Raw genomic sequence first — 18,641 nt, 5'->3', positions numbered from 1 at the left:
AGCCGCCGGTCGATGTCGTCGTGCAGTTTGGCTGCCGAGGTCTCGTTCGCCCTCGCTCAATGGCCGGTCTCCGGCGAGCAAATTGCGGAGGGCACTGCCTTAACCCGGCAAGGAATCGGAGGGCATCGGCCGTCAGTTTGGTGACAATCGGAACGGGGACGGGCTCCGGTAGACTGCAATTCTTGCGCAACCTCGTCGCGATAGCATGGACTCCCAGCTTTTCATCATTTGCGGACTTACATTCGTACTCCACGTCATCGCGACGCTGGCCTAGCGGTACGGATCGCAGGTGTTCGCACGCGGCGTATCGCCGTGTCGTTCTCTCTGTTCGGGATCATCGCCCTTGTCTCCAGAACGGCGAACTCGTTTCAAGGGCCGTTCATAGCCAAGCGCGTAGAGCTTGATATCGCTCAGCATCTGGAGGGTGGGCTGCTCAGTGATTTTCGGCTCTTTCTGGTTACAGCCACTGCGGCAAGTATAGTCGGCGCGTTGCTGATCCCAACGTTCCAGCACTATTTCAGTCGCGCAGTCGAGCACTTCCAAGCCAATCGTTCATTGCCGCGCCTTTTGCTCCACATTTTCAGTCGCGGCGGCATCAACTATATGCGTGACGGTGCACGCATCCCGTCACGCCAAAACACCTCTCAGCTGACGAGCGGTGCGGGTGTCTCTGGAAGGGTGATAGCTCTCAACGTCTTCGCGATGGCCATCTGGACGGTCGGCGTTTTCGCGTCACTCTACGCGGGATACCTGAAACCAGATTTGCGCGTGACGTGCGCCAATCTGTCGTCGGTCATTAATGGATTTGCGACTGTGGTTCTGGCGGTGGCAATCGACCCGCAGGTTTCTGTCATGACGAACGACGTGATAGAAGGCCGGATCTCCGAGCATTCGCATTTGCGAATGTCCTCGTTGCCCCATACCCGTTGTGAACGTCAGTGAAGCGACGCCGACCAGTTATATTGGCCGAATTCTGTGCGTAGCTCGTCCGTCACATTGTGGGAGTAATGCGACCAGCCCCACGGCAGGCACGAGGGGAAGTGTTGGACAACGCCTACCCGCATGCCACCTGTTTCTCGCAACCAGGCGAGGACCACCGCGCCTGTCGCCGACACCGAACACACGGGTCGGGTGGTGTACTGCAGAGATGCACCATGCACTGTAGCGGAACTGAAAGAACCATCGCGTAGGATCGCTAGCCCATGCGCTTGATAGCGTGGCTGCGTTTAACAATCCCTGGAGGTATCCGTGGAAACTTACGTACTTTTCGGCGGCGTTATAGCAATCGGCACAGCCATTGCGATCTGGGGAATCTGGAATCTCAGGTGACGCGTACCCTTCAGGTTATCCCAGATCCCTGAGGCATGCAGAAACACCCAGGAATTGGGTGAACAATCAGGTTGTTCGTTGTTTGACAGATTAGTCGACCAGACTCCTTTGTCGGGCACCGATCCCTGTTTCCGGCGTGTGCTTGCCGGCCTACTCTTCCCGAAGAAGATAGGCCATTTTTTCTGCCACGCGACTTCGAGCGGCGTGCCGCTGAGGTTTCTGCTGGAATGGACATTTTGTTTCCTCCCCTCGTGACGGGTTGTCGAAACGAAAATGCTTGGCTCCGGAAGGCGAGAGGCCGTCAGTGGTGGAACGACCGCCCCTCGCGTTTGGCGGAACACAGCGAGGCGCTCAGGAGAAAAGCGATTTCAGACGGTGCCAGAAGGTGGCGAACCGATGCGATTCATGGGGTCCCAGCGACAGCATCGCGTCGTAGTGAAGGCGCGCTTCATCGACGTGTGGCAGGTTCGACAGGAGGAGGCCGAAGTTCATGATCTTGCTCCGTGCGTCTGGCTCGACGCGTGATTGTGGAAAGCCAGCAGACACGGGCACGGGACGACGCGTCAAATAGACCCGGTCGTGGCCTACCTGCTTTCCTCGGTTAATGATCGAGGTGAATGCCAGAAGGGATCACTGTCACTGTCCAGCATTTCGACTTCGTTCTGCTTCAAGTTCGCATGTAGCGATTGCTGCACGCGTGTTTCACCGCGCGCCGGTTTCCGAATGGATTGACCGGACGCGAACGAGCGCGCTGCGAGTTCAGTCTGGCGGTGCGATGCCATGCGATGCGCCCGAAGGCGGCTCCGCATATTGTTAATCAACAGTGTGCACGGGAATATGGCTACGACGCGCACCGTCTGCCTGCTGGCAGGACGGCGGCTGGGAAAGGCGGGCGCGAACGTCTTGCCGGTCAGGCAGCGAACTGGTTCGAAGGTCGACTACTGCAAGAGTCCAAGGCACGGCCCCCCTTTGTGAAGACTCTTAAGTTTAGGAGACGAACAAAGGACAGGTCCATGTAAATTCGTAAGCGTAACCGTATATTTTGCGTAAACGACGGTCGTTGTCAGGCGCTCTGTTTATGAATCTTTCGATGACCGATTAGGCATCGCGGCGCCGGTTCAAGCTGGATTTGCAAAGAGTCCATCATATGTTTCAAGCAGCGTTTTCCCTTGCTCGGTCAGCACGGGCAGACCTCCATTCTCTCCATCCCACTCAAGGTCGATCAGCCGTTGTTCGAGCAGCGTTTTGAACTCGCATCTCTCCCTGTCGATCTGTGCCGGCGCGTTTCGTACCAGCACCAGCGTTGCATATTCGTGCGGACTTAGCATGTGTTCCCCTTCATTGAATCGGGCTGGCGAAGCAATCATCTTCAGCGGGTGACGTCTCGGCAATCTCTCCGGATTCGATGCTCATTCCGGCACGGGTTCGGCGTCCCTTGCCGACCAGCTGATACTGGACACGCCCTTCTCCATGCTGATTCGACTCGCCATCAGTTCCAGCTTCGACTGGTACTTCGGATGCACGCGTATGGTCGCCGTGACCGCGACACGCGACCCGTCACCGTCGACGTCCTGGCTAACGAGGCTCTGGAACGACAACGGCTGTGAGTGCATCGAATTCGAGAGCACCGTGCGGATATGAATTTCGTCCTGTTCCCGGCACACGACGCTCAGAACGTATTCGCGGACAAGGTCGGCAGCCGACACCGGTGCAGCGTTGATGGCGTGGCTGACCTCGCGCAGCAAGGTGTTGGTCAACAGCACGAGCGCTGTCCCCGCAATGGCCGGACCGAAGTGTCCAGTGCCGCAGAGCACACCTACGGCGGCCGCGCACCACAGGGTCGCCGCAGTATTGATGCCCTGGATTTCACCCTTGTCGCGCATGATGACACCGCCGCCGAGAAACCCGACACCGGACACGACATAAGCGGCAATCCGCGTTACACCGGATTCACCGTTTCCGGTCAGCATCCCCAGCGTAACGAAGAGACACGCGCCACACGTCACCAGCGTGACGGTCCGCAGTCCCGCCGTGCGCTGGCGTATTTGCCGCTCCAGACCGATGGCTACGCCACATCCAAAGGCGGCAAGCAGGCGCCAGATGAATTCAGCAGTCATCTCGTGGACTCCTGATGCAGTAGCACGGAGCGTTTTCGCGGCGCCTGGCGGTACAGGTCAGCGCTGAAGCGCCAACGGCCCATACGTGACCGTAGCTGAACCGTCCTTCCGTGACGGGACCGGCGTCAAAGCGCCTCCGCCGCAAAACCGGACCAGTCCCGGCAGCGATACGCCCCCCATCCGACTCTTTGACATTAACGCCCGGACGAGGGCCGGCACCCGCCTCACCCGCCTGAGCGGCCTGTCACGCCATGCAGGGCCCGCTGTTTACGAGCTGCATGCGCTTTCGCAAAAATCGCCCACCGTGCGTTTGTACGAAGGGGCAGACGTGCGTCTGCCCCTTTCAGCTTTAGTGAATGGCCATCTGCACGACCTTCACGATGACGAGACCCACCGCGACGACGAGATAGGTGCGAAGCACGCCCATCCAAACACGTGCCGACAGCGTCAGGTGCTGCGGCGCCGGCAGGTCTTCGAGCGGCGGCATGCGCCACGTGTTGCGTAACGCCTTCTGAGCCGGCTTGTTGATTGCCGGCGCGTCGTCGGCGGCAGCTGTGCTACGGGCCTTCCGCGAGAGTTCCACCGCGGCATAAACGGCAGTGGCAAGCCCGCATCCGCCCGCGAGAATCTTGACGATAGCCGCACCGCTGATGTCCGGATACACGGTGGCGGCCGTCAGGATGATCGACAGGACGACGAGCACGGCGATGACGGCGCCCGTGAACACGTTCAACTTCTTCGAGTTCACCCACGGGCCGAGCACCGCCTTGTCATTGCACAACAGCAGCAGGAACACGGTTGCGCTCGGCAGCAGTACGCCCGCGAGCGTCTGCACAGCTTCAGTCAACAGGCCAAGCGGGCTGCCCGGCATCAGCACGAGGGCGGCAGCGAGCGCAATGATGCCGAAGTAGACGAGATAGAAGCCCTTCGCGTCGAGCACGCTACGATGCAGTGAGTGTTTGACCTTGAACACATCGCCGATCGCGTAGGCGGTCGAGAGCGAAACAGCGGCAGCGCCGATGATCGACGCATCGAGGAGCGCGACGGCGAAAATCGTCGCCGACGTCTGGCCCACGTACTTGTGGAGACCCGCAATCACGCCACCCGCATCAGTGAAGTTGCCGAACTCGGGCCGGCCTTCAAAGAGCGCAGCCGTGAAGGCCATCATTGCCACGGCGCCGATGATCACGAACGCGATGCCGATCCAGAGGTCGGCCTTTTCGTATTTCATGAAGCGCGGCGTGATCCGCTTGTCGATCACATAGCTCTGCTGGAAGAACAGCTGCCACGGTGCGACGGTCGTGCCGACGATGCCGATGACGAGCAGCATCACATCGGAGAGCTTCGAATTCTTCGGCCAGGTCGGTACGAGGAAGTCGCGCGCGATGACGCCGACAGGCGGGTGTATCGAGACGAGCACCGGGATCAGCAGGAGGCTCAACAGGCACAAGACGATCGCGAAGCGTTCGAAGCGCCGGAAATCGCCGGTACTGACCGCGGCCATCGTCAGGACCGCGGCGATGCAAACGCCCAGAACCTTCGACACACCGAGAAAGTCGAGTGCGAACGTAATGCCGATGAACTCGGTGACGATCGTCAGTGCGTTGAGCAGGAAGAGGTCGATGACGCTGAAGGCACCCCAGAACTTGCCGAAGCGTTCGAAGATGAGGCGGGCGTGACCGACGCCGGTCACGGCACCGAGGCGCAGCACCATTTCCTGGTTGACGTAGAGAACCGGGATCAGGAGAGCGAGCGTCCAGAGCAGCGACGTGCCGTAGTTCTGCCCCGCCTGCGTATAGGTGCCGAATGCGCCCGCATCGTTATCGCCGACCATGACGATGAGACCGGGGCCGAGGATGGCAAGCAGCGTGCGCAGGCGCGCCATCCAGTTGCTGCGCGGGGCCGTGTCGTGGTGGGCGATCGTGCCGAAGGCGCCTTTGATATCGCCGACATGAGCGTCGTCGAGCACAGCGGCGCGGCGCTGCGCGATGTTTGCTGGTGTGGTGGACATTTGGACTTATTCCTTATCGGTGACGCTTGAAATCGGCGCTGGAAAACGTGGCGCCGCCATGCCACATGCCGGAGTTCGAGCCGGTGTCCGAACGACGGGCAGGCAGGCGGCCACGCGAGGCAACGTTAGTGAGCGAGTTTCCTGAGCGCCGCCCGGATGGCGGTGATCATGCGGGCCGTTGCATGCGAACGGGCGTCGAGCGCCAGCATGCCGTTGTAGTGCGAGCGGGCCTCTTCGACGTGCGGGAGCTGCGAAACGAGGAGAGCGAAGTGCATGGTGATTCCTCCAATAGCTTGAAACGTGGCGCCTTCGACCAGGCCGGCCTTCGTTTCAGTTCACGCAGACCGAGGTGCTCGGGTGTGCGGGAGGAACGTATGCGGCGAGGATGTCAGGCGGAGCGAGCAGCGTTCTGCGGGAACGCATGGTGAGTCGTACAGGAACAAGGCTCAGGGTCGGGCATCGTGAACTCCTCTGTCGTTTGTATCCGGTTCGCGTTGAACGGACGTGGGTAACCGCACGCAGGCTCCGCGCGACATTGGGTGCGCGAAAACGGCGTGAACAAGCGGCGCCGCGAGCCAAAGGCTCGACGCGCCGGGTCGCAGGGACGAATGTGCGTTACAACGCACGCGTCAAGCGACGGCGGCCAATCGAAGAGATGCGCGGGGAGAAACTGCGAAAGCTACTGCGGCGCGCACCGTCTGCCTGCTGGCAAGACGGCGGCTAAGAAAGAATCCAGGCGGGCGTCGTGCCGGTCAGGCAGAAAAACTGTTCGAAGGTCGACTACTGCAACTGTCCAAGGCATATGCCCCTTTCGTGGAAACACGCGAATTCTAGTGATGTCGCGCGAGCCGAGTCAACGACTATTTCGAAGATTTTTCTTTCGATTCCGTTACCTGGCGTGGATGCAAATCATTTTTGCTCACATCTTCGTAGTGCATCATCGCAGCGGTGAGTGCTGCGCCTGCGGCCTTGCATACGAACACCGCCGGCAACGCCCGTGCATTGAGCTTGAATACCCCCTGGACGCGGCATGGCAATGTGATTGAGGTCGCTTATGCAGGCCACTCAGCACTGCATAGCAATTTCTGCTTGCGCGCTCGCGAATGGCGCGCATAGAATTCGCCCTGTCTTGAAACAGGAGAGTCCTTCGTGGACGCAAGCCCTAACAGTCGATCTTGTACGCCGGCCTGTGCCGGCACCCAGCTTGCAATCGCGCGTTAGCGACGCCGGACCATACTCCCCGCCGCTGTCCCCGATTGTCGGGTCAGCGCGCTTCTTCAGGACCGCCAGTGCGGTCTGCCTGTAGCTCGCTCCCTTTTTTGCATAACAACGCCCACGGCGCTTAACTTCGCTGACGGTGCGTCACTTATCGAACGTTGCCTGGCCTGGCCGGGCTCGACGGGAGTTGAATCATGTATATCGAACGCTTTCTGCGGGTCTCACGCGCTTTTTTGCGTGCGTCACCGGCCGCCGCTGCGCACCGGGAATTTGGCGGGCATAGCCAGCTCTGGCGGCACACCATCGCCCGCGCAGGCGAGGCAGTGCAACGCGACGCCTCAGTCGCGGCCCTCTGGACGACGTCAGGACGCAACGTCCGCGGTACATCATGGCCGGCCTGAGCTGTCGCTCGTCGCGAAGGCGACTGGACAGGACTGTGGCCCAACTACGGGTGGACGCCGGGTATCTCCCTGCTTCGGTGTCGCTCGCTCATCAGTTCGTTTCCCAGAAGAAAGCAAAATGATCTCCTTTGGCACGTTCTTACAAAACGACAACGGCATCGACACGCGGTGCCTCCTCGCTCCGTCTTCGCGCCTCAAGCCAGCCTGCGTTGCGGCAACGCTGTTAGTCGCACTGGCTGCCGGCACGATTGCTCCGGCTTACGCGCAGTCGGAAGCTGTCGCCCCGACAGCGTCTGACCACGACTCAACTGCAGCCCCGAACACCGACGCAAACAGCACGCCGGCCGACTCCGCCGCCGCGCCGACCGGCTTCTGGGAGCGCTCGAACCTGCTAGGCGACATGGGCGGACTGCGCACGCTGTTGGGCGACCACGGTGTCACGTTCAGCGCGCAGGAAACAAGCGAGCTCTACGGAAATTTCTCCGGCGGTCTTTCCAGGGGCGCTTCATACAACGGTGTCACACAATTCGGCCTCAACGTTGATACCGACAAGGCGTTCGGGCTGAAGGGCGGCACATTCTTCGTCGATGCCTTGCAGATTCATGGACACGGCATCACGGCTGCACGCCTGAATTCGCTGCAAGCGGTGAGCGGTGTCGAGGCCGAAGCGACGACGCGTTTGTGGGAGCTCTGGTACCAGCAGGCGTTCGGCGACAGGTTCGACGTAAGGATCGGCCAGCAGAGCCTTGATCAGGAATTCATCATCAGCCAGTACGGCAGCACATTTGCGAACGCGACATTCGGCTGGCCCGTGCTGGCCGCCACCGCCTTGCCTGCGGGCGGTCCCGCCTATCCGCTATCGTCGCTTGGAGTACGCCTGCGGTTCAAACCGAGTGATTCGATGACGATTCTGGGTGGCGTCTTCGATGGCAACCCTGCGCCGGGCAACGGCGACCCGCAGCAGCTCAACCCCAACGGTACCCAGTTCAACCTGCACAACGGCGCAATGCTGATCGGCGAAGTCCAGTACACGATCAATCAATCGCCGCCGAGCGGGTCCGGTGCGACAGTGCCGAGCGGGTTACCTGGCACTTACAAGCTGGGCTTCTGGTACAACAACAATCACTTCGCGGATCAACACCTCGACACAAACGGCATTTCACTCGCGAGCCCCGCGTCGAACGGCGTGCCGGCCACGCATCGCGGCAACTTTAGCATCTACGCCGTCGCAGACCAGATGGTGTGGCGCCCAAGTGCCGACAGCCCGCAATCGGTCGGCGTGTTCACGCGTGTGATGGGCGCGCCGGGCGACCGTAACCTGCTCGACTTCAATGTCAACGCAGGAATCGTGCTGAAAGCTCCGTTCAAGGGCCGGGACAACGACTCGGTCGGGCTTGCGCTCAGCTACGCGAACGTCAGCTCGAGTGCGAGCGCGCTCGATCGTGATATCGCAGCCTTCCAGACGCCGGGCTACCCCGTGCGCTCGGCGGAAACGGTGATCGAGGCGACGTACCAGTACCAGGTTGCACCGTGGTGGCTACTGCAGGGTGAATTCCAGTACATCGTCCATCCGGGCGGCGGCATCCCTGATCCGAACAACAATGGTGCACGCATCGGCAATGAGGCCGTGGCCGGACTGCGGACGGTCGTGACGTTCTGATCGTTTGGGATTTTGAAGCAACAGGGGCCGCCAGCGATGCAGCGGGCTCCTGATATGTGGTCTCTCGTACGAGGCCTCCCTGCGGACACGGCTGCGCCATTGGCGGAAGAAGACTGTCAGAGTCAAACCCGCTCGGACGTATCGGACGGGCTCGGCGGCATGTTCTGCGGCCGGAGGAATACCACAGCCGATCAGCGAGCCGGCGAGCAGCCCCGTGAGCACGCCCTCGTTCGGCGTCGCTCATCCCCTCTCGCTTCAGTCGAACCGCAGCATGCCGGGTTTTCCCTTGCAGAAGGACCACATGGCAACGTCACGAAAGTGACACTTCTCCGTTGCCCCCTAGTCGGTTTACGGTTCATTGGAGCGTTCCATGAAATCAAGCGAGTTTTTCGAAGATTCTGAGGATACCCAATACACCCTCTCTGAAAGAGCAGCCGCCGCGTCGCGAAGCACATGGGTCAGTGTCGGAGTAAACCTGATGCTCACCGTCACACAGGTTGCCGCCGGCGTCCTTTCGCATTCTCAGGGTCTGATTGCGGATGGCGTTCATTCGCTTTCCGACCTTCCATCACAGCAAGATGGGCGCGGACAAGGAGCACCCGTATGGTCACCAGCGGTCCAAGACTGCCGCGTCCCTGGCGGTGGGTGTTCTGCTTGCTGCTGTCGGCGTTGGCATGATCTGGTCGGCTTTTCGGAAACGACATGATCCTGGTCGACGCACATATCGAGGTCGATGCCTCGATTTCAGTGGTAGCTGGGCATGACATCGCCGTCGACGCCCGTGCGCGCGTCCTGGATAGACACCGGGTGCTCAATGTCATGACCCATGTCGATCCACGCCGGTACTCGATCCAGAGCGAGCCAGCCGCGGAAGATCCCCTTTGATCAATCGCGTGCCCGCTCTATCCGTGGGCCGTAACAACGCCTCGCGTATTTCGCGCCATGTTCACTTCACGCAAAACCTCATAGATTGATCTGACCGCCCGCCAACGAGCAACTTGCACAGGAAGACGTGCAGTTAGCGTTGGCAAAGTTTCATGCAGAACTGAGTCTGCTCAGGGTCGATCACGGAAATTCAGAACCGACTCAGCAGCGCTGGTTCGCTGCTTCGTCTCGAACTACTGGGTTCGGCCGGCAACGGTCGGCGGTTCTTTGTGCTCGGACGACCGCTCGCATCGCAGCGTCGGTTCTGAATGCCACTGACGCGTACTTTGCACCAGCGAGATTGCACGCAGCCTGTTCCTCGGGGCCGCCTTATTGTTGGGATCGATCCTCCGGGTTTTCGAGGTTGAGGCAGCACGACTTGAAAAGCCGACCGCCAGCATCTAACGTTCTTCGCAGGCTCCCGAGGAGACGGCCATGGCAAGAATCGAAGCAAAGCTGGCGGAGATGGGACTGACGTTGCCGCAGACGCTAAAGATGCCTGCAAACGTAAATATGTCATTGCCATTTGCATGGGTGCGCGTGAGCGGCACACGGGCGTTTGTCTCAGGACACGTGCCGCTCAGCCTCGATGGGACGCTTGCGCAACCGGTCGGTAAGGTCGGCGCCGAAGTTTCTTCAGACGAAGGCTACGCAGCAGCACGCCTTGTGGCGCTTGCCCAGTTGGCGAGTCTTCAGAAGGCGCTCGGAGATCTGGATCGCATTACGGCCTGGGTACGCGTATTCGCAATGATCAACGCAGCGCCCGGTTTCGACCAGATGCCACGGATTGCAAATGGCTTCTCGGATTTGATCCTTGAACTGTTCGGGCCGGACATAGGTATGCATGCACGTTCAGCCGTCGGCGTCGCGCTCCCTCTGAACGTGCCCGTCGAATGCGAAGCGGAAGTTGAGATTGACGGACTGCGCCTGTAATCGAGGATTGCCGCCGAGAGCCGGTCTCATACGCGCGTATAGGAACCATCGTCTCGGGTCGATCCAAGAACCGACGGTCAGGGACAGCATCTGGGTGACTCAGAAAGGTCGGTTTGGCGCATTCGCCGACCGCCGGTGGCGGCCTGGTGCCAGCGTACTGTTTGCGACGCAAGCATGTCAGACGAGCGCTTGTCTCTGTTGAAGGCCATCGTGTCGAGCAGGCGAAGCGTCCTACTCATGGAAGAAGACGGCCGCAAGCACACTGTCGCAGCCGTTTTATTCACCGCTTCCTGCTGTTGCCGGTTAGTTCTCGAACTGTCGAATCGTCGCGTTATACGCACGCGCTGCCATCTCGTCCAACGGCAGTTTGCGCTCGACTTCGGACAGAATTTCGACGCCCCATGGACCATCGAAGCCCGTTGCCTGAACGGCCTTGATGAATCCCTTCACGTCAAGCACGCCTTCACCCGGCAGGCGGCGCTTGTGGATGGTGTCCATCCACAGCGGCTCGATTGCATAGTGGTCGGCGTCGTCGAGTTCAATCCCCTTGATGAATTCCGGCTTGATCGTGGCGATCTCCTTGAAGTCGACGTTGCCACGGCTCAGATGCCAGATATCGAGCAACAACCCCGCGTTCGCCTTGTTCGCCCCCTCGACGATGGCCTTACCCGTTTCAATCGTGCGTACGTTGCTGAACGGCATGATTTCCAGCATGACTTGCGTGCCGCGCTTCTCCGCATCTTCGGCCAGCTTGCCAAACTCATCGACCATGAGCGGGACATTTGCAGTCTCCTCGCCGATGCCGGGGCCGACCTTCACAATGCGGGCGCGAAGTTCTTCCGCAGCCTTGAGATAGTAGTAACGCATGCTGTCGGACGTGCGGCGTCGCTCACCGGTTTGATACCAGTCGACGAGAAACTCGAACTCAATGTGCTTGATGTCGTTGGCTTCAAGAATTCGGCGCATTTCCGGAAAGCCAATCTTGTCAGCAGTCGCGTAGATATCGGAGTGAATCAGACCGATGCCATCCCAACCTGCCTTGGCGGCGGCTTCAACGCGGTCTTTAAAGCTGAACGGACTGATTTCGGTCGGGCCGAATGGAAAGACATCACCGGACAGCGTGAAGTAGGCGGCAACAAGCTCGACTTTGGACCTGGACATTTGAACCCTCATGAAGGACGCTGCGACGAACCCAACGCGGGAGTCGCCTAGAGACGATGTCCATCACTATCACGTAGAAGCTGCGGGAGATAAACAGACCAGAAATCGTCTTTCCGTAGAGCGAAAGTTGACAATCCGCTCACGCGTGCTAACCCAGCTCGCTGGCTCGATTGTTCGGGCTTGGCGCCCCTATCGCTTGGGGAGCGCGATGATTCTTCCGGTGGGAGGAAATAACTTTTCGTTCTGTTGCATTTTTCTTTCCAATGCGAACCCTTACTGTGCACTCCACCACAACACGGAAACCCGCTCGGCGATTCGACCGGGCCTTCAGGAGACACAGCATGAACTTGCGCAAATCCGTTATCTCTTGTCTCGCTCTTGGGACTATCGCGGCCGCTCTCAGTACAGGCGCCAATGCGGCGAATCAGCCGCACGTCGCTTTGCTCATGCCGACCCAGAGCGTTGAATACTGGGCGCTCTACGTCAAGGGCTTTGAAAAGGAGGCTCAGGCACAAGGATTCAGGCTCGATGTGAAGGTAACCAACTACGACCCGAACGAGCAGGCGACCCAGGTTGAGCAGACACTCGCTCAGAAGCCTGATGTCATCGTCCTCGTGCCCGTGGATTCGAGCGCGATGGTCCCGTCCATTCGCAAGATTGACCAGGCGAAAATCCCGCTCGTCATTTCCAACTCAATGCCCGACCAAAAGTATTCGCGCTACTGGAAAGTCTTCACCGGGCCCAATGACATCAGTAACGGTCAGGTCGCCGCGAAAGCGATGATTCAGGGATTCAAGGACAAGGGTTACGGGGACAAAGGGAAGGTCATCGTCATCAACGGCCAGATGGGTACGCCTCCTCAGATACAACGGTACCAAGGCTTCGTCGATGAGTTGAAGAAGGATGCTCCGGGTATCGAGGTGGTGGGCGCACAGCCAGCGGACTGGGATGCAGTGAAAGCGGAGGCAGCAGCATCTGCTCTTTTCACTCAGTTCAAGGATGTGAAAGGGGTCTACACGGAGAACGACTCGCAACTTCGTGGAGTGGTGACGGCCGCACAGAGACTTGGACTGGACCCTTCGAAGCTCGTGATTGTGGGGCACGGATGTGACTCTGGGGGGGTCGAGGCTATCTCGGCAGGCAAGGCATACGCAACAGTCGAGCAATCCCCCTTCGACGATGGCGCTTACGCGGCGAGGGCCGCGCAGGAACTCGCATCGGGCAAAACGCCGAAGGCAGTGCAGTATCTGCCAAACCCCGCGGCCACCAAGGCGAGCCTCAACGTCTGTTATTCCCAAAAGAAGTGATTTGCGCCGGCGGCTTTAGCCGCCGAGTCGTGAGTCGGACAAAACTGCGACCCTGCGGGGGTCGCTTTAGCTTTGAACTGGAGACAACAATGAGACGCGAGATTGGTGTAGCCGTGATTGGAACTGGCTTTATGGGCAAAGCGCACGCACTTGCGTACCGAGCGGTGCCGAATGCTTTCCCGAACTCGTTGAAACCGCGACTGGTTGCGGTGGCCGATGTCAGCGAGGCAGGTGCGCGGCAAGCCGCGGAGCAATATGGCTTCGAGCGCGCAACGTGCGACTGGAAGACGTTGCTCGACGACTCGAGCGTGCAGGTGGTCTCAATCACAACGCCCTGCAGCTTGCATCGGGAAATGGCGCTTGCCGCGATTGCCGCCGGAAAGCATGTTCATTGTGAAAAGCCGATTGCGCCATCTGCCGCTGAGGCTCACGAGATGATGACAGCGGCCGAGGCTGCGAACGTCGTGACTCAAGTCGGCTACAACTACATCAAGAACCCAATCCTCAAGCTAGCGCGAGAAATGATTGCGTCCGGAGAACTGGGCGAAATCACGAGCTTCCGGGGCGTGCACGCAGAAGACTACATGGCGGACCCGGACATTCCCTACAGTTGGAGAGTAGACCCTCGGAACGGTGCCGGCGCTCTGGCTGAAATCGGCAACCATATCGTCGGTATGGCCCGCTTCCTTCTGGGCCCTATTGCCAAGGTGAACGCCCAACTCGAGACCGTGAATAAGACTCGCCCCGTCGCACCGGGGTCGGTCGAGGGTCGGGAGGTCAAGGTCGACGACATCGCGCGCTTGATTGTGAAGTTCGAGCGCGGGTGCTCGGGGTCAATCGAGGCTAACTGGGCCGCGACCGGGCGCAAGATGCAGCTTGAGTTCGAGGTGTACGGAACCAAGGGCGCGCTGTTGTTTAGCCAGGAGCGCTTCAACGAGCTGCAATACTTCAAGGCTGGCGCCGACCCGCGGACAGCAGGATTTGCCCGAATCGAAGCCGGCCCGGCGCATCCTCCTTACGATAATTTCACCGTGGCTGGGGGGCACCAGCTTGGCTTCAACGACCTGAAGACGATTGAAGTGGCAGAGTTTCTAGCGGCCATCGAGCACAGGTCTCCCACGTTCCCCGACTTCCGCGAGGCTTGGGAAATCCAGCGGGTTGTCGATGCGGCGATACGGTCTTCGGCTGAAGGACAGCATATTCCTCTCTAAGAACGACTAGGGGTATCCAGGGTTGCGCGCGGTCTGTCAGGTATCGCGACCTGACTCCCGCGCGCTTTTTTTGCTGTTTGCTGGTGCCTCGGATATTTCCTGTCACCGGAAATATCATTTCGCCTCAGTGCATTTTTCTTTCCTGAGCGAACGAATAATCTGTGACTCAACAACAACGAAGCCGCTGAAGCGACTGCTGGAGACGACCTTCATTCCTGCGCACGCAGCGATTCCTTGAATTCCTCTCCCAGTAAACAAACAGCGGCATCACTGATTCGACACCGCCATCAGGCAGGCTGAGCCCTGAGGAGAAGTCAGCCTCAGCGTCGATGCAAGGCTTCGTTGTTCGGTATGTAGGCCGTCACCCAGTTTGAGCAGTTGCGAGAACAGTCAGGTGACCGTGACGGGTATCAGCCCGTGTCAGCGGATGGCCAAAGATTGTCCGCTTATGGAGGAAGACAATGCTGCAAGACGATAAAAACGGCGCCGACACGCACGCCGTGCCGAGTCTGCTTTGCGCTCGCAATCTAACGAAACACTACGGCGGCGTGAAAGCGCTCACGGGAGTCAGCCTGGAGTTGGCGCCTGGTGAGATTCACGCGCTGTGTGGCGAAAACGGAGCAGGCAAAAGCACGTTCATTAAGATTCTTGGTGGCCTTGTTCAGCCCGACGATGGTGAAATCACCGTCGACGGACATCAACTGAAGCTCGGTCATCGCACGGACCCCAAACTTATCTCAATTGTTCACCAGGAGCTTGCTATCGTCCCGACATTGTCGGTGCTCGACAACATCCTTCTTGGTGGCGCGGACCAGAGCGAAATCTACCGCCGAAGCCAATACCGCGATTCCGTTCGCGAACATCTGGATTCAGTCGGTCTGTCTCACGTCAAGCTCGATTCGCCTGCATCGCGGCTCAGTCTTGCGGAATGCCAGCTCGTTGAAATCGCCCGTGGCATGTCGCGTCACGCGAAAGTGCTGCTTCTCGATGAACCTACCGCAACGCTGTCGGATGCGGAGATTGTCCGTGTGTTCGAGGTCGCACGCCGGTTGCGTGACCAGGGAACCGCTATGATTTTCGTGAGCCATCGACTTGACGAAGTGTTCGCGCTCACCGACCGCATTACGGTTTTCCGCAACGGCCAGCATGTCCTTACGCAGCGCACCGCTGACATGACGAGTGCCGAAGTGGTTAAGGCGATGATTGGCCGCGAACTCGTGCATAGCCAGGTCAAACCGCCCGAGAGTCGTGCCAATGTCACGCCGCGTCTCTCCATTGACAATCTGTCCGTTGCCGACAAGGTCAGGGACCTCTCGCTAGCTGTTGCGCCAGGAGAAATCCTCGCTGTGGTCGGACAATTGGGCTCGGGAGCGGAAGTAGTCGTCGAGGCATTGGCAGGCCTTCGAGGCGACATCTCCAACTCTGTGAAGCTCGATGGCGAGCAGGTCAAACTCGATGGCATCCGCAGCTCGCTGCGAGCTGGTATCGGATACGTTGCAGAAGACCGCGCAGACAAAGGCGTCTTCCTGGACGCACCGATTTCCATCAATATCACTTCCTCTGTCATGGCGAAGTTCAGCCGTGCTGGTGTGATGCGACGAACCGGGGAGCAGGAGGAGGCGCTACGGCTAGCGTCGATGTTCACCATCGACCCCAAGCGCCTTCCGCATGAAGTATCCACGCTTAGCGGTGGAAACCAGCAGAAGGTCTCTCTTGCGAAGGCCGTGGCGCTGTCGCCGCGCCTGCTGCTACTGAATGAGCCGACACGCGGCGTCGATATTGGAGCGCGCAGCGAAATCTACGCGACGCTGCGCAAGATGGCAGACGAAGGTCTTTCGATTGTCTTTTACTCGACGGACCTCGAAGAAATCCTCGAGCTTGCAGACACTGTGCTGACTGTCTTCCGAGGCCGCATGGTCCGTCATAAGCCGAGATTCGAAATAGATGGCGACACCCTCCTGCATGACATCGTTGCGGGTGGCGGTGACGCATCTCATGGTCACGTCTCTTTCCGAAGCAATCATGTGGAGGTGGGTAATGCATAAGACTGCTCTTGAGCCCACTGCGCAAGTATCGTCAACTGCGCCGCGACGTTGGGCAGCAGCGCTGCTTGGAACAACCAGTATTCATGCTGCGTCGATTCGAATCGCAACCCTTCTTCTCATCGTCGCTGCCGCAGCCGTCGTTCCGCACTTCACCGAGTTTGGCAACGTTCAATCGCTGATGTATTCGGTTGCTGCGGTCGGTGTCGGCGCTATCGGGATGGCGCTCATCACGCTCAGCGGAAATCTCTTCATGCTGTCGATGGGCGCGACAGCAGCGGTCTCGACCGTGATGTTTGCCGCGCTCATTCATCTCGGTCTGGGAGCGACACTTCTACTTGTGGTGTTGAGCGGTCTCCTGATGGGTGCGGTGCAAGGCGCCATTATCGCCTTCGGTAAAGCGAACCCCATCATCACCACCATTGCCACTTCCTCAATCATCATCGGTGCTGGTGTCATCTACACCGGTGGATTGACCGTCATCGGGCGGGGTGACGCGACATGGCTCGGGCAAGGCAAGTTGTTTGGCTGGCTGCCGACCCAGATTGTCGTGCTGGCCGTCTTTGGTGCAATCGCGAGCTTCATCCTGCAAAAGTCACGAATTGGTCGTGAGATTCGACTGATTGGGATGCGAGCTGAAGTTGCGCGCATCGCTGGTCTCCGGTTGATGGCAGCGACGCTGGTTTGTTATGGGTTCGCTGGCGCTGCAGCTGCCCTCGCAGGCTCATTGATTGCGTCGTCGTCGGCTCAAGGCAACGTGACGTACGGTATCGACCTGGACTTCAACGCGATTGCCGCGGTGCTCGTTGGCGGAATCTCGATTCGCGGTGGACGCGGCCAAATCTCTGACGCGGTAACCGGCGCTATCTTTCTCGCCGCCATCAGCAACATCCTCCTGGTCAGCGGGGTGAGCTACGAATATCAACTGGTGGCGAAGGGCATCGTGGTTCTCGCGGCGGTGGTGTTCGGCGCATTGCTTGCCCGGCTTGGTCCGGGACGGAAATAACAGGAGACTCGAAATGGAACAAGCTCAACGATTTCTCAATCTGGCCATTCGCCTTGTCCTACTCGTGGGAATGCCTGTTATCTTCGGTCTTAGCGTTGACCACTACTTTTCGCAGGCGAATCTGTACGCGATTTTTCAAGCGTTCGCGTTCCTCGGGATTGTGGCGCTCGGTCTCTCCGTGACGATGGTTGCGGGCGAGTTTGACTTGAGCGTCGCTGCAATCTCGACGGTCGCGGGCCTGATTACCGTTAAGTTCGGTGGCGATAGCGCGTGGCTCGGCGTACTTTATGCGGTTGTCTTCGGTGTGGTGGTCGGCATTGCCAACGCGGCGTTGCTGCCTTGGCTTGGCGTCTCCTCGTTGGTGACAACCGTGGGCTCGATGATGTTCCTGACCGGAATAGGCTACTGGCTCGCGGGTGGACGGGTGCTGAGTTACGGCAACCTCGACGTCAGCGACTTCCTCGACCAGAATGTCCTTGGCATCTTTTCGCCGCGTAGCTTTATCACGATTGCCTGCTTTATTGTCGTAGCACTCTTCTTGCGCTATACCACCTTGGGACGGGATATCTACGCCTCGGGGGGACATCGGAAGGCGGCAATTCAAAGCGGTGCGCGCGTGGGCAAGGCGTTGACAGTCGGCTTCGTCATCTCGGGCGGACTTTCGGCACTTGGCGGGGGCTTGCTCTCCCTCAGCCTTGCGACCGCCTCTGCAACGATGGGAAGCAACATACTGCTGCAGGCGGCCTCGGCGGCAATTGTCGGCGGCGTTGCATTAGGTGGCGGTATCGGCTCTCCGGTCGGCGTCGGGATGGGCGTGCTGATTCTTACTGTGCTGAACAACGGGCTCGGCCTCTTGAATGCGACGTCCACGCAAATTCTTCTCGTCAACGGCCTGTTGCTGCTTGTTGTCGTCTTGCTCGATGGTCGTCTGGGTGCGGTCTTGGCTGCTCCGCTCGGCCGATTCGCGCGAGGAAAGACAACCACTGCGACTTAATCCACGGACACTGCAGTTCGGCCGACGTGTCTCGGACCCGTCGGTCGTTTTTCATTTTTCGATTCAAGGTCAATCCGGTCGCGCGTCATAGTCGATTCATCGTCAGTCATTGCTGCGGCAGTTCGCAGGACGCGTCGAGGCTGCCAGGGCGACATGCGGGAAAGGCACTTGTAGGGCACTTCCGTCCCCGACTTCCCGCGCACAACTTTTCTGCGTGTGCTTCAAAAGCCTCGCGTTGAGCGAGGGGCTTACTGTAAATGCCGTCGGCGGGGACTTGAGTCCGAACGGTCGTGTACCGGGTTTGACATCGCCGGCGATTACCTGAGG

Annotated in this window: 14 protein-coding genes and 2 pseudogenes; 10 read left to right on the top strand and 6 right to left on the bottom strand. The window is 59.3% G+C overall.

Annotated elements, in window-relative coordinates; genetic code table 11:
- Window positions 1-205: 205 nt before the first annotated feature.
- Window positions 206-903 (top strand): annotated as a pseudogene (locus G5S42_RS14440) (lipid II flippase Amj family protein); the annotation flags it as partial.
- Between the two features lie 777 nt (window positions 904-1,680).
- Here G5S42_RS14440 and G5S42_RS14435 read toward each other — a convergent pair.
- The 5 genes from G5S42_RS14435 to G5S42_RS14415 all read right to left on the bottom strand — a co-directional run bounded on the left by G5S42_RS14435 (window position 1,681) and on the right by G5S42_RS14415 (window position 5,732).
- Complete coding sequence (locus G5S42_RS14435; protein WP_176107337.1) at window positions 1,681-1,821, bottom strand: hypothetical protein; 141 nt, start codon at window positions 1,819-1,821, stop codon at window positions 1,681-1,683.
- Window positions 1,822-2,447: 626 nt separating this feature from the next.
- Window positions 2,448-2,657, bottom strand: coding sequence for a hypothetical protein (locus G5S42_RS14430; RefSeq protein WP_176107336.1), 210 nt, complete (start codon window positions 2,655-2,657; stop codon window positions 2,448-2,450).
- A gap of 81 nt (window positions 2,658-2,738) precedes the next feature.
- Window positions 2,739-3,446, bottom strand: coding sequence for an MgtC/SapB family protein (locus tag G5S42_RS14425; protein ID WP_176107335.1), 708 nt, complete (start codon window positions 3,444-3,446; stop codon window positions 2,739-2,741).
- A gap of 349 nt (window positions 3,447-3,795) precedes the next feature.
- On the bottom strand, window positions 3,796-5,457 hold the full coding sequence (locus tag G5S42_RS14420) for an Nramp family divalent metal transporter (RefSeq protein WP_176107334.1): 1,662 nt from the start codon (window positions 5,455-5,457) through the stop codon (window positions 3,796-3,798).
- Between the two features lie 125 nt (window positions 5,458-5,582).
- Window positions 5,583-5,732 carry a hypothetical protein gene (locus G5S42_RS14415; protein ID WP_176107333.1) on the bottom strand — a complete coding sequence of 50 codons (150 nt, stop codon included), beginning with the start codon at window positions 5,730-5,732 and terminating at the stop codon, window positions 5,583-5,585.
- A 1,462-nt stretch (window positions 5,733-7,194) separates the two neighbouring features.
- Here G5S42_RS14415 and G5S42_RS14410 point away from each other — a divergent pair.
- From G5S42_RS14410 to G5S42_RS14400, 4 genes and pseudogenes are all read left to right on the top strand, one after another.
- Window positions 7,195-8,736: a carbohydrate porin gene (locus G5S42_RS14410; protein ID WP_176107332.1), complete on the top strand. Its 1,542-nt coding sequence runs from the start codon at window positions 7,195-7,197 to the stop codon at window positions 8,734-8,736.
- A gap of 370 nt (window positions 8,737-9,106) precedes the next feature.
- Window positions 9,107-9,446 (top strand): annotated as a pseudogene (locus G5S42_RS14405) (cation diffusion facilitator family transporter); the annotation flags it as partial.
- Entirely contained in the window at window positions 9,439-9,621 is a 183-nt protein-coding gene (locus G5S42_RS46045) for a cation transporter dimerization domain-containing protein (RefSeq protein ID WP_429485364.1), read from the top strand. The pseudogene G5S42_RS14405 and the gene G5S42_RS46045, both read left to right, overlap by 8 nt.
- A gap of 474 nt (window positions 9,622-10,095) precedes the next feature.
- Window positions 10,096-10,593 carry a RidA family protein gene (locus G5S42_RS14400; protein ID WP_176107331.1) on the top strand — a complete coding sequence of 166 codons (498 nt, stop codon included), beginning with the start codon at window positions 10,096-10,098 and terminating at the stop codon, window positions 10,591-10,593.
- A gap of 303 nt (window positions 10,594-10,896) precedes the next feature.
- Here G5S42_RS14400 and G5S42_RS14395 read toward each other — a convergent pair whose 3' ends face one another.
- On the bottom strand, window positions 10,897-11,754 hold the full coding sequence (locus tag G5S42_RS14395) for a sugar phosphate isomerase/epimerase family protein (protein WP_176110523.1): 858 nt from the start codon (window positions 11,752-11,754) through the stop codon (window positions 10,897-10,899).
- 341 nt (window positions 11,755-12,095) lie between these two features.
- Between G5S42_RS14395 and G5S42_RS14390 the strand changes: the two genes are divergently transcribed.
- The 5 genes from G5S42_RS14390 to G5S42_RS14370 all read left to right on the top strand — a co-directional run bounded on the left by G5S42_RS14390 (window position 12,096) and on the right by G5S42_RS14370 (window position 18,314).
- A complete protein-coding gene (locus G5S42_RS14390) occupies window positions 12,096-13,061 on the top strand; it encodes a sugar ABC transporter substrate-binding protein (protein WP_176107330.1) in 966 nt (321 codons plus the stop codon).
- 89 nt (window positions 13,062-13,150) lie between these two features.
- Window positions 13,151-14,272: a Gfo/Idh/MocA family protein gene (locus G5S42_RS14385; protein WP_176107329.1), complete on the top strand. Its 1,122-nt coding sequence runs from the start codon at window positions 13,151-13,153 to the stop codon at window positions 14,270-14,272.
- 461 nt (window positions 14,273-14,733) lie between these two features.
- Complete coding sequence (locus tag G5S42_RS14380) at window positions 14,734-16,317, top strand: sugar ABC transporter ATP-binding protein (protein ID WP_176107328.1); 1,584 nt, start codon at window positions 14,734-14,736, stop codon at window positions 16,315-16,317.
- Window positions 16,310-17,320 (top strand): ABC transporter permease, encoded by a 1,011-nt coding sequence (locus G5S42_RS14375; protein ID WP_176107327.1) that lies wholly within the window; start codon window positions 16,310-16,312, stop codon window positions 17,318-17,320. The genes G5S42_RS14380 and G5S42_RS14375 overlap by 8 nt, the downstream gene beginning before the upstream one ends.
- 13 nt (window positions 17,321-17,333) lie before the next feature.
- A complete protein-coding gene (locus G5S42_RS14370; protein WP_176107326.1) occupies window positions 17,334-18,314 on the top strand; it encodes an ABC transporter permease in 981 nt (326 codons plus the stop codon).
- The last annotated feature ends 327 nt before the right edge of the window (window positions 18,315-18,641 follow it).

It is taken from the genome of Paraburkholderia youngii (assembly GCF_013366925.1).
GTDB lineage: Bacteria > Pseudomonadota > Gammaproteobacteria > Burkholderiales > Burkholderiaceae > Paraburkholderia > Paraburkholderia youngii.
This window is presented reverse-complemented; position numbering and strand designations above follow the sequence as displayed.

Bases quoted from the DNA above. Each gene is read 5' to 3' on its own strand.
- G5S42_RS14415 (WP_176107333.1), bottom strand. From the start codon at position 5,732: ATGCACTTCGCTCTCCTCGTTTCGCAGCTCCCGCACGTCGAAGAGGCC.
- G5S42_RS14385 (WP_176107329.1), top strand. From the start codon at position 13,151: ATGAGACGCGAGATTGGTGTAGCCGTGATTGGAACTGGCTTTATGGGC.
- G5S42_RS14420 (WP_176107334.1), bottom strand. From the start codon at position 5,457: ATGTCCACCACACCAGCAAACATCGCGCAGCGCCGCGCCGCTGTGCTC.
- G5S42_RS14410 (WP_176107332.1), top strand. From the start codon at position 7,195: ATGATCTCCTTTGGCACGTTCTTACAAAACGACAACGGCATCGACACG.
- G5S42_RS14435 (WP_176107337.1), bottom strand. From the start codon at position 1,821: ATGAACTTCGGCCTCCTCCTGTCGAACCTGCCACACGTCGATGAAGCG.
- G5S42_RS14380 (WP_176107328.1), top strand. From the start codon at position 14,734: ATGCTGCAAGACGATAAAAACGGCGCCGACACGCACGCCGTGCCGAGT.
- G5S42_RS14430 (WP_176107336.1), bottom strand. From the start codon at position 2,657: ATGCTAAGTCCGCACGAATATGCAACGCTGGTGCTGGTACGAAACGCG.
- G5S42_RS14375 (WP_176107327.1), top strand. From the start codon at position 16,310: ATGCATAAGACTGCTCTTGAGCCCACTGCGCAAGTATCGTCAACTGCG.
- G5S42_RS14370 (WP_176107326.1), top strand. From the start codon at position 17,334: ATGGAACAAGCTCAACGATTTCTCAATCTGGCCATTCGCCTTGTCCTA.
- G5S42_RS14390 (WP_176107330.1), top strand. From the start codon at position 12,096: ATGAACTTGCGCAAATCCGTTATCTCTTGTCTCGCTCTTGGGACTATC.
- G5S42_RS14400 (WP_176107331.1), top strand. From the start codon at position 10,096: ATGGCAAGAATCGAAGCAAAGCTGGCGGAGATGGGACTGACGTTGCCG.
- G5S42_RS14395 (WP_176110523.1), bottom strand. From the start codon at position 11,754: ATGTCCAGGTCCAAAGTCGAGCTTGTTGCCGCCTACTTCACGCTGTCC.
- G5S42_RS46045 (WP_429485364.1), top strand. From the start codon at position 9,439: ATGATCCTGGTCGACGCACATATCGAGGTCGATGCCTCGATTTCAGTG.
- G5S42_RS14425 (WP_176107335.1), bottom strand. From the start codon at position 3,446: ATGACTGCTGAATTCATCTGGCGCCTGCTTGCCGCCTTTGGATGTGGC.